At 69.5% G+C, this 16,429-nt stretch carries 10 protein-coding genes and 1 pseudogene; 8 read left to right on the forward strand and 3 right to left on the reverse strand.

Annotated features, from left to right (window positions below):
* Positions 1–170 precede the first annotated feature (170 nt).
* Positions 171–3,050: a CRISPR-associated endonuclease Cas3'' gene (locus tag IF04_RS0135005; protein ID WP_030267603.1), complete on the reverse strand. Its 2,880-nt coding sequence runs from the start codon at positions 3,048–3,050 to the stop codon at positions 171–173.
* Between the two features lie 3,082 nt (positions 3,051–6,132).
* Between IF04_RS0135005 and IF04_RS0135010 the strand changes: the two genes are divergently transcribed.
* The gene (locus IF04_RS0135010) at positions 6,133–7,059 is read left to right on the forward strand and encodes a PDDEXK family nuclease (RefSeq protein WP_030267605.1); all 927 of its coding nucleotides are present in this window, start codon (positions 6,133–6,135) and stop codon (positions 7,057–7,059) included.
* An 85-nt stretch (positions 7,060–7,144) separates the two neighbouring features.
* Here the strand turns inward: IF04_RS0135010 and IF04_RS0135015 are convergent, their stop codons facing one another.
* Positions 7,145–7,894 carry a DNA-methyltransferase gene (locus IF04_RS0135015; RefSeq protein ID WP_030267609.1) on the reverse strand — a complete coding sequence of 250 codons (750 nt, stop codon included), beginning with the start codon at positions 7,892–7,894 and terminating at the stop codon, positions 7,145–7,147.
* Positions 7,895–8,495: 601 nt separating this feature from the next.
* Between IF04_RS0135015 and IF04_RS36315 the strand changes: the two are divergent.
* The 7 genes and pseudogenes from IF04_RS36315 to IF04_RS0135050 all read left to right on the forward strand — a co-directional run bounded on the left by IF04_RS36315 (position 8,496) and on the right by IF04_RS0135050 (position 15,691).
* Positions 8,496–9,630 (forward strand): annotated as a pseudogene (locus tag IF04_RS36315) (C40 family peptidase).
* 49 nt (positions 9,631–9,679) lie between these two features.
* Entirely contained in the window at positions 9,680–10,012 is a 333-nt protein-coding gene (locus IF04_RS0135025; protein WP_051831843.1) for a DUF6112 family protein, read from the forward strand.
* Positions 10,012–10,692: a hypothetical protein gene (locus IF04_RS0135030; protein WP_030267613.1), complete on the forward strand. Its 681-nt coding sequence runs from the start codon at positions 10,012–10,014 to the stop codon at positions 10,690–10,692. The genes IF04_RS0135025 and IF04_RS0135030 overlap by 1 nt, the downstream gene beginning before the upstream one ends.
* 30 nt (positions 10,693–10,722) lie before the next feature.
* Entirely contained in the window at positions 10,723–12,111 is a 1,389-nt protein-coding gene (locus IF04_RS0135035; RefSeq protein WP_037961842.1) for an SCO6881 family protein, read from the forward strand.
* 90 nt (positions 12,112–12,201) lie between these two features.
* Positions 12,202–13,677 (forward strand): SCO6880 family protein, encoded by a 1,476-nt coding sequence (locus IF04_RS0135040; protein WP_030267616.1) that lies wholly within the window; start codon positions 12,202–12,204, stop codon positions 13,675–13,677.
* 22 nt (positions 13,678–13,699) lie between these two features.
* Complete coding sequence (locus IF04_RS0135045; protein WP_030267617.1) at positions 13,700–14,152, forward strand: DUF6238 family protein; 453 nt, start codon at positions 13,700–13,702, stop codon at positions 14,150–14,152.
* A 33-nt stretch (positions 14,153–14,185) separates the two neighbouring features.
* A complete protein-coding gene (locus IF04_RS0135050) occupies positions 14,186–15,691 on the forward strand; it encodes a P-loop NTPase family protein (RefSeq protein WP_030267621.1) in 1,506 nt (501 codons plus the stop codon).
* 233 nt (positions 15,692–15,924) lie between these two features.
* Here IF04_RS0135050 and IF04_RS0135055 read toward each other — a convergent pair.
* Positions 15,925–16,429: IS5 family transposase (locus IF04_RS0135055; RefSeq protein WP_037961852.1), on the reverse strand; the 505-nt coding region annotated here is incomplete at its 5' end.

Consider the following 16,429-nt stretch of genomic DNA (forward strand, 5'->3'; position numbering starts at 1 on the left):
GGTGAGCCGTCTCCCCGCTGGATGCGCAGCGCGCAACGGTCCCCCGTGCCCGCTTGCGCGGGCGAACGCCCTTCCGGTAGCGCCGACTTGAGAACTTGTGCGCCTCCGGGAGGGCCTAGTCAACGTAGCGCAGAAGTCTCCACGCTGTAGGCGATGCAGAAGAAATTGAGTCAGGGCAGCAGCTCGATGCCCACGCTTGAGTTCTTGATCGTTTTCTCTCCGAAAGGACACACCCAAGATCCGTCCGTCTCACCGCTACCGGCAGGGAGCATCTTCAGCACTACGAGATCGCGGAGGGCAGGCTGTCTATCCCAGGCAGCCGGAGTGGGGTGTCCCTCCCCTCCGCCGCGCAGCCACTTGCCGGGGACCGGGGCGACATGCGCCATAACTTGGGCCACCTCTTGCCGTGATAGACCACTCCGGCCCCCGGTGGGGAGGGCCAGCAGTCCAGACTCATCCAGGGTCAAAGCGCCACTGGGCTGCTGATACAGGCACAACACGCGTCCGGTGTCGGCACCCAGGCGGGTGGTCAGCAACTCCTCGGTGACGCCGGCTTCCCGGCGGCTGAGCCGGTGAAGATCCCCGGCCACATCTGCCGGAGCGCAGATGCTCACCACCTCGGCCATGTGCGTCTGCGCTTCTTCCTCAGCCTGGCGTTCGGCGTCCATGCGCTGCAGTTCGCTCTTTGCGGCGCTCTCCAGGCGGTCGACGAAGTCCTCGGCGTACACCTCGTCAATGAGGCGCTGGACATCACCGGGCACCGCAATGCCGGATGCCTGGCACGTATCCAGAAGCTGCGCGGTGCGATGGAGGAGTCCCTCGTCGTATACCGCCCCCCAGGTACGCGGCACCGCAGTGGTGCCCGATTCGCCGACCGGTTCCAGGATCACCAGGCGCGGCACCTCTTCGGGCTGGGCCCAAGCGGGGCGGCCGGTCTTGCCGCGCTGGTGGCGGCGGCCACGCCCGGCGCGCTGGAGGAGCTGGGCCAGCGGCGCGAGATCGCTGACGATCAGGTCGAAGTCCAGGTCGAGGGACTGCTCTACGACCTGGGTGGCCACCAGGATGGATGCCGGGCGGGGCAGGGCGACCTCGTCCGCGCTGCGCGGCTTGCCGTACGCCGCCTCGCACTCGGCGGTGATGCTCTGACGAGTAATGGCGGGATAGCGGGAGTGCAACAGGCGCAGTCCGCCCGGGCGGGCAGCCAGGTCGGGGAAGGCCCGGCGCAGGTCGCGGAAGGTTTGCTGGGCTTCGGCGACGGTGGTGCAGCACACCAGGGCGGTACCACCTTGCTCGGTGACGGGCCGGAGCGCTTCCCGCACGGCTTCCCGCCGTCCCCCGGCGCGCGGGGGCGTGTGAGCACCGGCGGCGGTGTCCCACAGGACGCGGCGCACTTCCACATCAAGGGTGCGGGCCCGCTGGCTGGGAGTCGTCCGGGGCGCGGCGACCACACCGGTTCGGGCGTCGGTGAAGAGCCAGCCCGGATAGGTGGGGGCAAGCGCCGAGGGCTCGGGGAAGCCGGCGCCGCGGCGGTAGGCGTCCACCAGCGAGCCGGCCGTGCGGCCGGTCAGGGTCGCCGACAGCAAAACCACCGGGGCGCCAAACGCGCCGAGCCACTCCAGAAGGCGGCACAGCAGTTGGTGCATCCACGGTCCGTAGGCGTGAGCTTCATCGACCACGAAGACCTTGTCGGACAGGCCGAACAGACGCAGCGCGTTGTAGGTGAGCGGCAGGATGGCACCGAGCGCTTGGTCGATCGTGCCGGTCGCGAGCGGGGCGAGCAGCCCTCGCTTGGCGGTCCGCAACCAGGCGTCCGCCTCAACTGCGGTGGCCGAGTCGGTACTTACCTCGCCAGCCTGTGGCGGTGCATCGGTCTCGGCTTCATCTCCGTTGTAAGCCGGGCTGAGCCAGGCCATGGAGTGCAGCAGGGTCAGTGCCCGCTCCCCGCCCATCGCCCCCTCCGCGAACTTCCGCACCCGGGGGTACATCGCGTCCGCGGTGGCCATGGTCGGCAATGCGAAGTACAGCCCGCGCGCCCCGGACGCCCGCCCCAGCACCGAGGCCGCATACAGGGCCGCCTCGGTCTTGCCGTCCCCTGTCGGCGCAGTGACCAGCAGCAACCCAGATCCGTTCTCTCCCACCAGCGACGGGAGACGGGCAGTGAGGTCGGCCTGGAGAGGATTAGGCGAGAAGGGGAACATCCCCTCGAACCGCCCCGTATCGAACCGGGCCCGGCCCAGACGTGCTTCCGACACCAGCCCCGGGGCCGCGGTCCGCGCACGATCCCAGTGGGCATCCAGCTCCTCGGGGCTGCCCTGCCATCCGGGCGGGGGCAGCAGTGGCGTGATCGCGCGGGTCTGGCTGGCCAGCCAGTCCGCGACGACCACCATCCCGGTGACGATGACGGCCAGTTCCGCCGGCAGCCCCCGCCGGGGCACCGCATCGGCGCCAGTGATTCGCCGCAATTCCGCGAAGTGAATTCGCCGCTGGGCAGCCCAGCCCTCCTCCCCCAGGCCAGACCGGTATTCGCTGGCGCGGGCCAGCTCCTTGGCCTTCAAGACCGATCCGTAACAGCCGTGATGCCCGCTGAGCAGCTGGGCAACCTGATGGCTCACCGCTTGCCGCATCGAGCTGCCCCCGGGGTATTCAGCCTCCCCAAGCAGGTGCGCCAGCGCCCAATGCGTGGCCATCTCATGCCGGAACGCCCGCTCGCGTTCCGCGCCGCGAGCGAACTCGTAGGCCGGGTCGCTCTTTACGGCGGCGAACGCCTCTGGCACCTGAGCCTGGAACGGCGGCGTGATCTTCCCCAGATCGTGGAGCCCGGCCCAGAACGACAGCACGGCCCGCGCCTCGCCCACTGTTAACCCGAGAGCCTGAGCCAGGCGGTCCCGCACCCGGTCACCGATCAACGCGTCCCACAGGGCGCCGAACACCGCTGCGGTGTCCAGCAGATGACAGATCACCGGATACGGCCGGGGGAGCCCCCGCTCCTTACCCCAGAAACGAGCATCGAGAGGGACTTCTCCCGGCAGCACGTCTTCGCGTCGCATCATGCGCCATGGATAACAGTCCCCACTGACAACGCCGTCCCACCTGCGCAAACGAAGCCCCTCCCCGATGAGCCCCGGGACGTAGACTGCGCTCCATACCTGTGCTGATGCTGGAGAACGACCACGGCCTCTCGCACCCCGATGCACGCATTAAAGAAACGGCAAAGCCCAGTTAGAACCGCAGGTCGGGAAGGTCCTCTCCGCGCGAGCGAAGGTGAGCCGGGCCTGGTCGCCGCACCCGAGCGTCTTCTGGAGTCCTCTCCGCTCGCGCGGAGGTGAGCCGGTGTAGCGGCCGACCCACTCCCCCGGCAGACGGCCCTCTCGGCGCGAGCGGAGGTGAGCCGAAGATCACCATCTTCGAGTCGGACGGGGACGTGCCCTCTCCGCGCGAGCGGAGGTGAGCCGATCGCGCAGTTCCTCATCGGTGGGCACCGTGGGTCCTGTCCGCGCGAGCGGAGGTAAGCCGTGGTTCCGGCACAGGAGGTTGTTGCACGGCGTGTCCTCTCCGCGCAAGCGGAGGTGAGCCGGTCCCTGGCTGGGGCGACGCGATCAAGGTCGCGTGCTCTCCGCGCGAGCGGAGGTGAGCCGTCGCCGCGGTCGTCCCAGGCGTGCGTGCCCTCGTGCTCTCCGCGCGAGCGGAGGTGAGCCGCGGTGCGTGTGAGACGTGCCGGCCGTCGCGTTGTGCTCTCCGCGCGAGCGGAGGTGAGCCGCAGATCGAGGCCGAGGCGTACGCACTCTGACCGTGCTCTCCGCGCGAGCGGGGGTGAGCCGTCCCCTGGTGGGGTCGCTGCGCCAGAGGGCGCGTGCTCTCCGCGCGAGCGGAGGTGAGCCGGCGAACCGGTCGGGGGCAGAGGCGCCCACGCTGTGCTCTCCGCGCGAGCGGAGATGAGCCGCGGGAGTCGAGCAGGGCGCCGGTGTCGCCCATGTGCTCTCCGCGCGAGCGGGGGTGGGCCGACGGCGGTAGCGTCGGTGGCCGTCTGGTGGCCGTGCTCTCCGCGCGAGCGAAGGTGAGCCGACCGGCGACCTGGACGGAGCGGCCGAGGCGACGTGCTCTCCGCGCGAGCGGAGGTGAGCCGTCCAGCGGCACGTCCCGCGGGCCGTGCAGGCGGTGCTCTCCGCGCGAGCGTAGGTGAGCCGTCGAGACGTGCGCGAGCGGCCGTACGTGCCGCGTCCTCTCCGCGCGAGCGGAGGTGAGCCGTTCGCTGCCGGGCACGGATTCGCGGCATGGTTGTCCTCTCCGCGCGAGCGGAGGTGAGCCGGCCGTGTCCGGCAGCCCGGAGTCCGCGGACGTGTCCTCTCCGCGCGAGCGGAGGGGAGCCGCTGCACCTGCCGGGGCCGGTCACCAAACTGCAGTCCTCTCCGCGCGAGCGGAGGTGAGCCGCGCCCGGGGCCGGAGAGCCATTGGGCTGAGGGGTCCTCTCCGCGCGAGCGGAGGTGAGCCAGTACGCCGTCCGCCTCCTCGATGCCCGCGAGTGTCCTCTCCGCGCGAGCGGAGATGAGCCAGCGGTGGGGGCATGAGGCACTTCACGCGCAGGGTCCTCTCCGCGCGAGCGGAGGTGAGCCGTGGTACGTGTGGGACACCACCGTGGACCGGGAGTCCTCTCCGCGCGAGCGGAGGTGAGCCGCCCGCCCCGACGGTGGGTCAGGACGGGCTTTGGTCCTCTCCGCGCGAGCGGAGGTGAGCCGTCGTCGTCCTTGCCGGTGCCCTCCACGACTGTGTCCTCTCCGCGCGAGCGTTGGTGAGCCGTTGGGCCGCGCATGGCCCCGATATGCCACCGCGTCCTCTCCACGCGAGCGGAGAGGAGCCGGGTTCCGGGACGTCCTGGACGATCGCCTTGATGTCCTCTCCGCGCGAGCGGAGGTGAGCCGGCCGTACGCGACGGCCGCCAGGTCCTCCTCCTGTCCTCTCCGCGCGAGCGGAGGTGAGCCGACCAGCGTGTGCCGCCCCGGCATGGCGCAGATGTCCTCCGCGCGCGAGCGGAGGTGAGCCGTCGTCGCCGGGCCGGTAGTCGTAGACGTATCGGTCTTCTCCACGCGAGTGGAGGTGAGCCGGCCGGCCATCGCGAGTCGCCGCGCTCGCCCCGGCCTTGTCCGCGTGAGCGGAGGTGAGCCGACCAGTCCCAGTTGGACTCTTTCGGTGGTGCTGTCCTCTCCGTACGAGCGGAGGTGAGCCGAAGCGTTCCGCCTGGTCGGGGCCCGACTCCAGTTCCTCTCCACGCGAGCGGAGCGAACCGGCGATGACGGTGTCGCCAGGGGCTGACCAGCTGCCCTCCGCATGAGCGGAGTTGAGCCGTTCGCCGCCCGTCTTCGTGGCCTGCACGTCTACTCCTCTCTGCGCAGGCGGAGGCAAGCCCGCGGAGATGGACGAGCTGATACCCAGCCAGAAGCTCCACTTCGCGAGGCAGAGCTGAGTCGAGGTCGCACGATGACCGGCCCGCACCACAGTTCCGCTCGACGACGAAGATCAGCCGTAGTCGAAGGTGTTCCAACCGATCGTCTGGTCTCTCCGCGTGAAGCCGACTGCGTCCTGACGGCTTACGGGCCTTCTCCGCGCGAGCGAAGGTGAGCCGACGGACGGCGCTGTCCGTACATTGGCGGTACGGTCCTCTCCACGCGAGCGGAGGTGAGCTGCAGCTCGTACAGGCGGTCTTCACCGTGGACGTGCTGCGCAAGCGGAGGTGAGCGGTATCGACGACCCGAGTCGACCACGTAGTTACGTAGTCTCCGCCTGAGCGGAGGTGAGTCGTGCCCAACCATGCCCCTTTCAACCTCTTCACGCGGGCAGGGATGAGCTGCGGGGCCCGCTGTTGGTCCTGTGGAGCGCGCGACCCTCTTCTCGCGAGCAGACGATCCGGAAGCACGGAAGTCAGCGGTGGCAGCGAAGCGGTTCTCTCCGCGCGAGTGGCGGCGAATCGGGGCTCTCCTTGGCAGACTGAAGGGGAAGTGTTCTCTCTACGCGAGCGCATGTGAGCCGCACTCTTAGGCCACTGAGCGTCCCGGAGTGAACCTCTCGCTCCGTTACGGAATAACTGAACGGTGACCTGCATTACTGCCGCTCAGTGATGGTGCAGGAGTGGGGAGGAGCATGAAGGACCTGAAGGCCTTCCGAGTCAGAGGCGGCCGGGCCACGGAGATACCGGGTGCGTCGGTTGCGGTGGAGCGGGAGCTGCAGTCGCTGGTCGAGGCGAATATGAAGGCGCTGCTGGGCATCCGCTTCCTGGCGACCGAGTACCCGACCGGTCAACACCGAGGCCGGATCGACTCGCTTGGGCTGGATGAGAACTGCAATCCGGTGATCGTGGAGTACAAGCGCTCGCGGGACCAGAATGTGATCAACCAGGCGCTGTCGTATCTGTACTGGCTGCAGGGCCATACGCACGAGTTCGAGAACCTGGTCAAGGAGAAGCTGGGCGCCGAGACGGCGGGGTCAGTGGACTGGAGCAACCCGCGCCTGATGTGCATAGCGGGAGCGTTCTCGCACCACGACAAGGTCGCCGTGCAGATGATCGGTCACCGGATCGACCTGCTGACCTACCGGGTCTTCGACGACCTGCTCACGCTGCAGATGGTCGCCTCCGTTGCCGGCCGTGCCGCCGCCCAGCGCAGCAGGATGCCGTCGCCAGCGCACACATCGGGGAACGGGCGGGCCGTGGGAGTGAAGTCGGTGCAGCAGTACCTCGACGAGGCGCCGCAGTCGCTCCGGGATCTGTATGAGCGGCTGGACGCGGCCCTTCTGGACTGCGAGGGCGTGCGCAAGGAGACGCAGTTGCACTACGTCGCCTGTCGGCGGATCAAGAACCTGGCTACGGTGCGCGTCCAGCCGCGTAAGCATCAGCTGGTGGTGAACCTGCTGCTGGACCCGGACACGGTCGAGCTGGAGGACGGTTTCACCCGCGATCTTCGCGGGACGGGCTGCGTGGGCGTCCGGGACGGGGTCGAGCTGCGCCTGGGCTCCTTTGACGACCTGCACCGGGCCGCCAATCTGCTGCAGCGCAGCGTCGCGGCGGCCTGAGCTGCGCAACGTTCAAGGGCGGTGCCTCCCTTTGGGAGGGCACCGCCCTTTTTCTGCGTACGTGGCTCTGTGCCGGGTCTCGCGTTCATGCTTCGGGGCCGGCGAGGTCGTAGTCGTCCTGGGCGAGGGCACGCTCCAGGCGCTGTTCGGCGATGTTGGCGTAGTGGTCGGAGAGTTCGATGCCGATGAACTGTCGCCCTTCACGCAGGGCGGCGACGCCGGTGGAACCGGAGCCGGCGAAGGGGTCGAGGACGGTGCCGCCCTGGGGGCAGATCTTCACCAGTTCCTGCATCACCTCGGTGGGCTTCTGGGTGATGTGCACGCGGTCCTTGCGGGGCTGACTGGCGGTGTAGAGGCCGGGGAGGTAGACGGGGTTGCGGTGGGGGTCGACCGGGCCCTTGGTGCCCCAGACGATGTACTCGCAGGACTGCTTCAGGCGGCCCTTCTGGGGGCGGGAGACCGGCTTGTGCCAAGAGGCGATCCCGCGCCAGGTCCATCCTGCGGCCTGGAGTGCGTCAGTGGTGGTGGGCAGCTGGCGCCAGTCGGTGAAGACCAGGGCGGTGCCGGACTCGACGGTGGCACGGTAGGACTCGGTCAGCAGCAGGGTGAGCCAGTACCCGTAGCTGCGCTGGTCGCGATTCTCTCCGGGGAAGTTGGCGAGGTTGTGCTCGGCGTCCGCAGCGGTGTACTTCGCCCGCGCGGTGCGCCCGGTGCGCTCGCTGCTGGTACGGCCGCCGGAGTTGTAGGGCGGGTCGGTAATCAGCGCGTCGACGCTGTTGTCGGGGAGTTCCGACAGCTTGGTCAGCGCGTCGCCGCAGTGCAGGGTGTAGGGCATTCCAGCTAGCTCTCTCTCAGGACACGGCGCACACGTTCCCCTTTCCACGAAGGGGTACGCGCGCCGGGAAGGCGCCCATCCCAGCGAGTTCGACGGGATAGGGCGAACGATCGCTGGAGAGTAGTCCAGCAATTACGGCCGCACCAAGCCAGGAAGACGCAGCTGGGAGAACTTCGGTTGGGTCGTTTGGTACGGCCGGAATCCACCTCTACAGTCTCGGCGTGTTCATCGGACGGAGCACCTATCCGTCTGCTTGAACTGTGCTGGTGCGTGTTGCCTCGCCCAATCCGGCCGCAGTCGGCACTTCGTAGATGTCCCCGGGCGGAATGAATGGAATTGCCGTATGTGGCGTCTGAGATTACCAGCGCGGCTTGCTGCCGCACCTTGCCGAGCGGCCCGGTGGCCGGGTGAGAACAGGACCCGGCCACGGTTCGGCCACGCCTTTTCTGGTTCTCATTCTCGACCGGTGTGGTGCGGGTGACCTCTTCGACGAGAGCGCCCGCGCTCACCACTTACACATACATAAGGAGTTGCCGATGCGGCCTCCCCTGAAATGCCCGGCGTCAACGCCCGGCATACGAACCGCCGCTCATCCTGGTCCATGCTCGTGAACAAGACCGTGCTGGTCATCGGCGCGGTGGTGGCCGCGCCGATGCTGCTGATCGCCCCGCTGGTGATGGCCGTGGCCGGTGCGCACAGCGCCGAGGCTGCCTGTAAAAGACGGCGTGGGCGACGGCGTTGATGCGGCGACGGTCGCGAAACAGGTCCGTTCGCTCCTGAAGAGCAGCAAGGCCGGTTCGGTCCACGTCACCGGGCTCGGGGCGCCCAAGGAGCAGATTCCGAATGCGCAGAAGATCCAGGCCACCGGCGTCGCGCTGAAGGTGCCGGCCCGGGGGCAGGTGGTCGCACTGGCCACGGCCCTGCAGGAGTCGGGCCTGCGGAACCTTAATTACGGTGACCGGGACTCGCTCGGCATGTTCCAGCAGCGCCCGAGCCAGGGCTGGGGGACGCCGGCGCAGGTGCGGGATCCGGTGCACGCGTCGAGGACGTTTTACGAGCACCTGAAGAAGGTCTCGGGCTGGCAATCGATGACCATTGCGCAAGCCGCGCAGTCCGTGCAGGCCAGCGCCCAGCCCGACGCGTACGCGAAGTGGGAGCCACTGGCCACCGCACTGCAGAAGGCACTGGCCCACTCCCTCCACCACGACGCCCCTGGCACAGAAACCGCGAAGGGCAACAACTCCCTCGCCCCCGGCATCGGGCAATGCGGGAGCGAGGACGGTTCGTCGTTCGGCCCTATCCCAAAGGGGGCCATGCCGAAGGGCTACACGATCCCGGCCGACGCCTCGAAGCCGATTCGCCGTGCGATCCGGTGGGGCCTGGGGCAGCTGGGGACGCCGTACCAGTGGGGCGGGTCGTGCGCGCACGCGCACGGCAAGGACCTGATGGGCCGGTGCGACTGCTCCAGCCTCATGCAGGCGTCTTACAAGGCCGGCGGCATCACGCTCTCCCGGACAACGTATACACAGGTCAAGGAGGGTAAGGCGGTCAGCCAGGACCGGTTGAAGACCGGGGACCTGCTCTTCACAGAGGGCTCGGCCGCCCGGCCGGAGCACGTCGGGATGTACATCGGGCACGGCCTGATCCTGCAGGCCCCGCACACCGGCGATGTCGTGAAGATCTCCCGGCTCGCGGAATGGCGTCCCTCCCTCCTCGCAGCCCGCCGCGTCGCCTGAACCACATCTCTCTTCCTCTTTCCCTTTCCACCGCTTCCGGGCTGTTCGCATGCCCGGGTTCACAGGAGTTCTCTTGAAGCTCACCCAGCACTTTCAGTACCTGGCCTACGACCCAGGTGTGCACCCGAAGGAGGGTGGCCTGCCGGGCCTCGGCGTGTTGAAGAACGTCATGGGCTCGATCAACCTTTTCGGCATCATCGCTGTCGTCGGCGCTCTGGCGATCTCGGCGCTGATCTGGGCCTGGGGCCACCACTCCGGTGGCCATCAGGCCGAGCAGAACGGCAAGAAGGGCGTCACGGTGGCGGCCGGATGCGCTCTGTTGCTCGGTGCGGCCAACGGCATTGTTGCCTTTTTCTCGGCGATGGGGACGCAGGTCCACTGATGCCGAAGCAGCAATTCCCCACCGACTGCGAGCGGCCAGCGAACTCCTCCGCGGTGGCGCGGCGTGCGGTGATGGTCGGCGTCATCCTGGCGGTACTGGCGGGCGTCGCCGGCCTGGTCGGCTACCTCACCCGCACCGAGGCCCCGAAACCACCACCCACCTCCGACTCACACTCCACTCCCCCGGCACCGCATGAGACGCCGGATCCCGGTGCCCGGGGCACTGTGGCGAAGCCGCCGCACACCGACGACCCCATCGTCTTCGCGAAGGCGGCGACGAAGGCGCTGTGGTCGTACGACACCCGGCACGTCTCCCGCGCCGAGCATCTGTCCGGGCTCAAGGAATGGATGACGGATGAGAAGCGGTACCGCGACTGGAAGTCGGTGAGCGGGCAAGTGCCAGGAAAGGCGCTGTGGACGCGGATGCATGACAACGCCCAGCACGCCTCTGCCTCGATCGAGGAGGGCCATCTGCCGGAGGCGTTCAAGACCGCCATGGCCCAGGACCCGGGCGCGATCACGCAGGCGTACGTCTACGCCGTCACCGTCACCGGCAAGCAGTCCATCGCCTGGAAGCACGGCGGCTCCGGTGCGGAACCCCGCCAGGTCACACTCGCGGTCCAGTGTCGGCCCCACCACGACTGCGCCCTGTCCGGCGTACTGCCGGAGGTCGCCCCATGACCACCGCTGATCTGCTGAAGGAGGTGGCCGGTGGGTGCCTGTGACCTTCCCCTGATGAATCACGTGTGTGGGGCTGTCGGCGGTGTGGTCGGTAAGACCGGTGAGGCCGTCACCAGCGGTATCGGGGCCTGGATCGCCAAGTCGATGGGGGAGGTCGCCCAGTCCGCCACCGACCTGGCCTCCCGGGCCGTGGACAAGACCACCGCCGTCGATCTGAACGCCGAGTGGTTCCGCCACAACTACGAGCTGATCCTGCCGATCGGCTTGGTGCTCACCGTCGGCACTTTCTGCCTCCAGCTCACCCGTGCCGCCTGGCGCCGGGACGAACGCGCCCTCGCCCAGGCGGCGTTCGGGACGATGACCGGTATCTTCTTCGCCTTCGCCTCGATCGCCTGCACCACCGTCGCCCTCACCGTCACCGACGCCCTGAGCGCGGGCCTCTTCAAGGCCGCCAACAGCTCCATCGACGATGCGATCCGCCGCGTGGTCAAGGTGAACGAGCTGGGGGCGATGTACGGCCTGGGCTGGGGCGTGCCCGCCATCGTCGCGCTGGGCTGCGCGGTGGGGGCGTTCCTCTACTGGGCGGTGATGGTTGCGCGCAAGGTCGGCATCCTGGTCCTGGTCACCCTGGCGGTGTTCGCGGGTGCCGGCGGGGGCTGGGAGGTGGCCAAGCGCTGGCGCCGGGGCTGGATCGAGGCCACCGCCACGCTGGTCGTCTCCAAACTGCTGATGACGATCGTGTTCCTGCTCGGCGTCTCTGCCATGGGCAAGTCCGACGCCCATGGCGGGCTCGGTGCGCTCTCGGATGCGATGGCCGGCATCGTGGTGATGGTCCTGGTGCTGCTGTGCCCGTACGCGACGTACAAGTTCGTGCACTGGGCCTCCGACGGCGGCGGCCACGATGACCTGCACCGCACCGGCGTCGCCGGCATGGGCACGGCTGCCGGTGCAGCGAGGACCGCGGGGCAGCTGGCGCTGCAGGCCAAGACCGCTGGCATCGCACCGCAGGGCCCGGCGAAGGCGCCTGGGCAGGGCGCGGGCGGCGTGGTCTCGGGCATCGACCCCACCGGTGGCTCCAGCGGTGGGAAACCGAAGCAGACTCGCTTCCGGTACGGCGAGAACCCCCACGCGGCCGGTGACAAGGGCCGCGCCCTCGTCCGTCGTCCCCCGACCGGCGGCGACCGCGGCCAGCCCCTCATCCGCCGCCCGGGCCAGGAGTCCGCAGGGGGCACGAATGCGGCGCCCGTCTCCTCCGCTCCGACACCCGAAGGCGCCGCGGGCGGTGGGTCCGGCGCCGCTGCGCAGGGTTACTCCCGTCGGCCCAGCAGCTCGCCTCCGGCGGCCGGGCCCGCTCCCCAGGGCGGCGCGACACCGCAGCGGTGGGTCGGCCCCAGCCCACCACACAAGCCGGGCACCTGACCCGGCTTCCCCGGGGCGGGCGCCGACCCGCATCGTGCCCGCCCCGGGCCCTCCCCTCTTTCCTTCGTTCATGTTCTAGGACTGCTCGCCATGACCTCCGACTTTTCCACCCCAGGTGGCCCGGCCACAGTGAAGTTCCCCCACCGCACCCGTCGCGGCGTCCTGATGGGGCTGACGGCCCCGCAGCTGACCGGCGTCGCGGCGACCGGCCTGCTGCTCCTCGCCGTGCTGCTGGCCTCCGGTCTCGTCGGCGCCTTGAAACTCATACCGGCTTGGGCCGTGCTGCTGGCGGCGGTCTTCGTCCGACACCGGGGCCGGTCGCTGGCCGACTGGACCCCCATCGCCCTGCGGTACATCCTGCGCCGTATGCGCGGGCAGCTGCTGTGGCTGGCCCGGCCCGCCACCCGGCCGCGCCGCGAAGGGCTGCTGCATCTGCCGGGCACGGCCGCCTCGCTACGGGTGGTCTCCTCCGCCAACAGGCGTCTGGGTGCCGTGCACGACCCGCACCAGGCCACGCTCACCGCAGTGGTACGGGTGTCGGCTCGCGCCTTCGCGTTGCTGGATCCGGCAGCGCAGTCGGCGAACGTGGCCGGCTGGGGCCGCACCCTGGCCGCGCTCGCCCGCACCGGTCACATCGCCCGCATCCAGGTCCTGGAGCGCACCGTCCCCGACTCCGGCGACGCGCTCCACCGCTACTGGACCGAACACGGCGACGCCGACGCCCCGCTGGCCGCCGACGGCGTATACCGGGACCTGATCGAGGCCGCCGGACCGGCCGCCGCCCCGCACGAGGCGTACGTCGCGCTCGCGCTCGATATGAAGGCGGCCCGCCGCCTGATCAACCAGGCCGGCGGTGGTTTGGCCGGCGCCTTCGCCGTCCTGACACAGCTGACCTCCACCTTCGACCAGGCCGCGCGAACCGCAGGACTCACCCCGGAGCCGTGGCTGGCAGCCGAGGAGGTCGCGGCGGTGACCCGCACCGCATACGACCCGGCCGCCTCAGCCGCGCTGGATCACTGGTCGGACACCGGCTCCCCGCAGGCGGATCCCGCGGCTGCCGGACCGGTGGTGATGGTGGAAAAGAGCGACCGCATCACCACCGACTCCGCGCACCACGCCACGTACTGGATCGAGAACTGGCCCCGCATCGAAACCAGCCCCGGCTTCCTGCACCAGCTGCTGTTCACCTCCGGCGTACGCCGCACCCTCTCCCTCAGCTACGAGCCCAAGGGCCTGGACGCGGCCCTCAAGGACGTGCAGCGCAAGAAGGCATCCGTCATCGCCGATGCCGCCGAGCGCGCCCGCAAGGGCCAAGTCGAATCTGAAGAGAACAGCGTCGAGTACGCCGACATCAAGGACCGCGAACGCCAGCTCATCGCCGGCCACGCCGATGTCGCCCTCACCGGACTGCTCACCGTCTCCGCTCAGACGGACGAGGAGCTGAACTCCGCCTGCACGGCCATCGAGACCGCCGCCGTCTCTGCCATGACCGACCTGCGACGGCTGACTTGGCAGCAGGCCGAAGCCTTCACCACCGCCGCCCTCCCCCTCGCCCATCGTCCCTGAACCACCCGATCAAAGGCCCCTAATGCCGTTCGACCCGCTGCCCGAACCGGCCGATGACTTCGTGCCGTTCGCCACTGCGGCCCTGGATTTCCACCGCTCCCTCAACCTCCCAGACGCCCAGGTACCCGCCAGCCGCACCGAGCTGGACGCCCTGCACGCCCACCTCACCGCCCTCTATGGACTGCTGGACTCCCACACCGTCCGCACCCGGCCGGTCGCGCCAGTCGAGGGTGACCACCTGCGGGCGGTCCGGATCCGGCTGTGGCAGGCCGCCGATCACCTCCACAACGCCTTCCACGCCGCGCCCCGCCCAGACGGCCTGGCCACGAGCCGGGAGGCGCGCCGGGCTCGGCTCCCCGAAGGCGCGCCCGACCTCACCATCTGTCGGCGCCATCTCGCCACAGCCACGCGAGTGCGCCGCGACCACACACCGGCCGATCTCCACGCCCCCGTCACCGGCCTCACCCGCCACTGATCTGCCGCTCACCGACAGGAAGTACCGCTGAGCATGCCCGTTCCCCGGCCCCGCGCCACTGCCAGTCCGCTCTACACGCCCCGCAAGGCCGACCGCCGCACACGCCGTACGGCGCGGGAGCAGTTCACATCCGCCCGCGAACAGGCATGGCATGCCTCCCGGCCGCCGGCCCGAACCACCGGCCCCGGCGTCGATCCACAGCTACGGGCCACCTACGCGCCGGCCGGGCGGCCCGGCCCAGCTTCCGCCCGCGGCGGCCACCTCAAGCTGCCCCCTCACCGGATGACCACCGCCACTGCCTCCGGGGCCTACCCCTTCCTCGCCGAGGGCGGGCTCGGCTCCCAGGGCATCTATGTCGGCTACGACGTGCACGCCGAGGGCGCCTTCGTCTATGACCCCTTCGCCCTCTACGGCAAGCTCGATGGGTTCACCAACCCCAACATCCTGCTGGCCGGGATCATCGGCATGGGCAAGTCGGCCCTGGCCAAGTCCCTCGCGGTCCGTGCCGTCGCCTTCGGTTACAAGATCTACGTTCCGTGCGACCCCAAGGGCGAGTGGTCCGTCGTCGCCCGCGAACTGGGCGGGCAGACCATCGCCCTCGGCCCCGGTCTCCCAGGACGCCTCAACCCCCTGGACGCGCCGTCCCGGCCCCGCGGGGCCAGCGCGGAGGACTGGCGCACCGAGGTCCGCAAGCGTCGCCTGCTCCTCCTCGGTTCTCTCGCGAAAACCGTGCTGCGACGCGAGCTGCATCCCATGGAGCACACCGCACTCGACGTCGCCCTCGACCAGACAGTGGCCCACGCCGAAGCAAATGGCACCACGCCGCTGCTGGGCCAGGTCGCCCATGTCCTCGGCTACCCCCAGCAGCTCGACGCTGCAGCTGGCGAGACGCCTGGACGTCTCGGACACGCGGCCGAGGACCTCGCCCACGCCCTGCGTCGCATGGTCCACGGCGACCTGGAGGGCCTCTTCGATGCCCCGTCGACGGTCGCCTTCGACGCGGCCGCGCCGATGCTGTCCATCGACCTCTCCCGCCTCGGTGGCACGGGTGATGACACCGCCCTCGTCCTGGCCATGACCTGCGCCTCCGCCTGGATGGAATCCGCCCTGGCTGACCCGGATGCCGGGCGGCGGTGGGTGATCTACGACGAAGCCTGGCGCGTCATGCGGCACGCCGCCCTGCTGGAGCGCATGCAGTCCCAGTGGAAGCTCAGCCGCGGCCTCGGCATCGCCAACATGATGGTCATCCACCGCCTCTCCGACCTCCTAGCCGCAGGCGACGCCGGCTCACGCGGCCGAGCCCTGGCAGAAGGACTGCTCACCGACTGCTCCACCCGCATCATCTACCGCCAGGAAGCCGACCAACTCCACTCCGCCGCCACCCTCCTCGGGCTCACCGGTGTCGAGACGCAGGCGGTGTCCGCTCTGACGAAGGGCCGCGGCTTGTGGAAGGTCGCAGGCCGCTCCTTCATCACCCAACACCTGCTCCATCCGCGGGAACGCGAGCTGTTCGATACGGATGCTCGAATGTACGCCTGACCAGCGGTCAAGCCGACTTGGGTGGAGGCAACGCTCAGGCTCAGACCTGGCAGTTACCCATGGGGGCACGGCTTCTACCGGTGCCGGTCGGCCGTAGCAGGTGTGTGCTTTTGTCGATCATCTCCGGCCCGGTGGCACTCAGTTGGTAAGGGAAGGTGTGCCGATGGCGCTGTCTTTCGTCAGTGAAGGTAGTCGCTCGGCTTGCGCAGACCTGTGTGGACTAAGGGGTCCTTTCAGAAAGCTGGGAGCTTGCGGGCGAGGATCATGCAGTGAGCAAGTTGGAGGAAGGCGTTGTGCATGTCATCGCGTGCCTCCCAGCGGACTCGCAGCCGGCGTGGCCCGTGGAGGTGGGCGATGGCGGCTTCGGCAACCCACCGGACACGACCCATCCCCGAGCCGTGCGGCCGCCCGCGATGAGCGACCTGGGGAATGATGTTCCGCTGCCGCAGGCGTCGGCGGTAGGCCTCGTGGTCATAGCCCCGGTCGGCATACAACGTCCGGGGTTTGCGCCGCGGTCGTCCGCGCCGGCCCCGGACGGGCGGCACGGTGTCGATCAGCGGCAACAGCTGGGTTATGTCGTTGCGGTGGCCGCCGGTCAGCGACACCCGCGGCGGAATGCCGCCGCCGTCGGTCAGCACCTGGTGCTTGGAGCCCGGCCGTCCCCGGTCAACCGGGCTCGGGCCGACTTTTGGGCGGCTTCGCCCCCGCTTGGCCTGCACGTGCGAGGCATCGACGGTG

It is taken from the genome of Streptomyces violens (assembly GCF_000717745.1).
Taxonomy (GTDB): Bacteria; Actinomycetota; Actinomycetes; order Streptomycetales; family Streptomycetaceae; genus Streptomyces; species Streptomyces violens.

Bases quoted from the DNA above. Each gene is read 5' to 3' on its own strand.
- IF04_RS0135005 (WP_030267603.1), bottom strand. From the start codon at position 3,050: ATGATGCGACGCGAAGACGTGCTGCCGGGAGAAGTCCCTCTCGATGCT.
- IF04_RS0135010 (WP_030267605.1), top strand. From the start codon at position 6,133: ATGAAGGACCTGAAGGCCTTCCGAGTCAGAGGCGGCCGGGCCACGGAG.
- IF04_RS0135015 (WP_030267609.1), bottom strand. From the start codon at position 7,894: ATGCCCTACACCCTGCACTGCGGCGACGCGCTGACCAAGCTGTCGGAA.
- IF04_RS0135025 (WP_051831843.1), top strand. From the start codon at position 9,680: ATGCCCGGGTTCACAGGAGTTCTCTTGAAGCTCACCCAGCACTTTCAG.
- IF04_RS0135030 (WP_030267613.1), top strand. From the start codon at position 10,012: ATGCCGAAGCAGCAATTCCCCACCGACTGCGAGCGGCCAGCGAACTCC.
- IF04_RS0135040 (WP_030267616.1), top strand. From the start codon at position 12,202: ATGACCTCCGACTTTTCCACCCCAGGTGGCCCGGCCACAGTGAAGTTC.
- IF04_RS0135045 (WP_030267617.1), top strand. From the start codon at position 13,700: ATGCCGTTCGACCCGCTGCCCGAACCGGCCGATGACTTCGTGCCGTTC.
- IF04_RS0135050 (WP_030267621.1), top strand. From the start codon at position 14,186: ATGCCCGTTCCCCGGCCCCGCGCCACTGCCAGTCCGCTCTACACGCCC.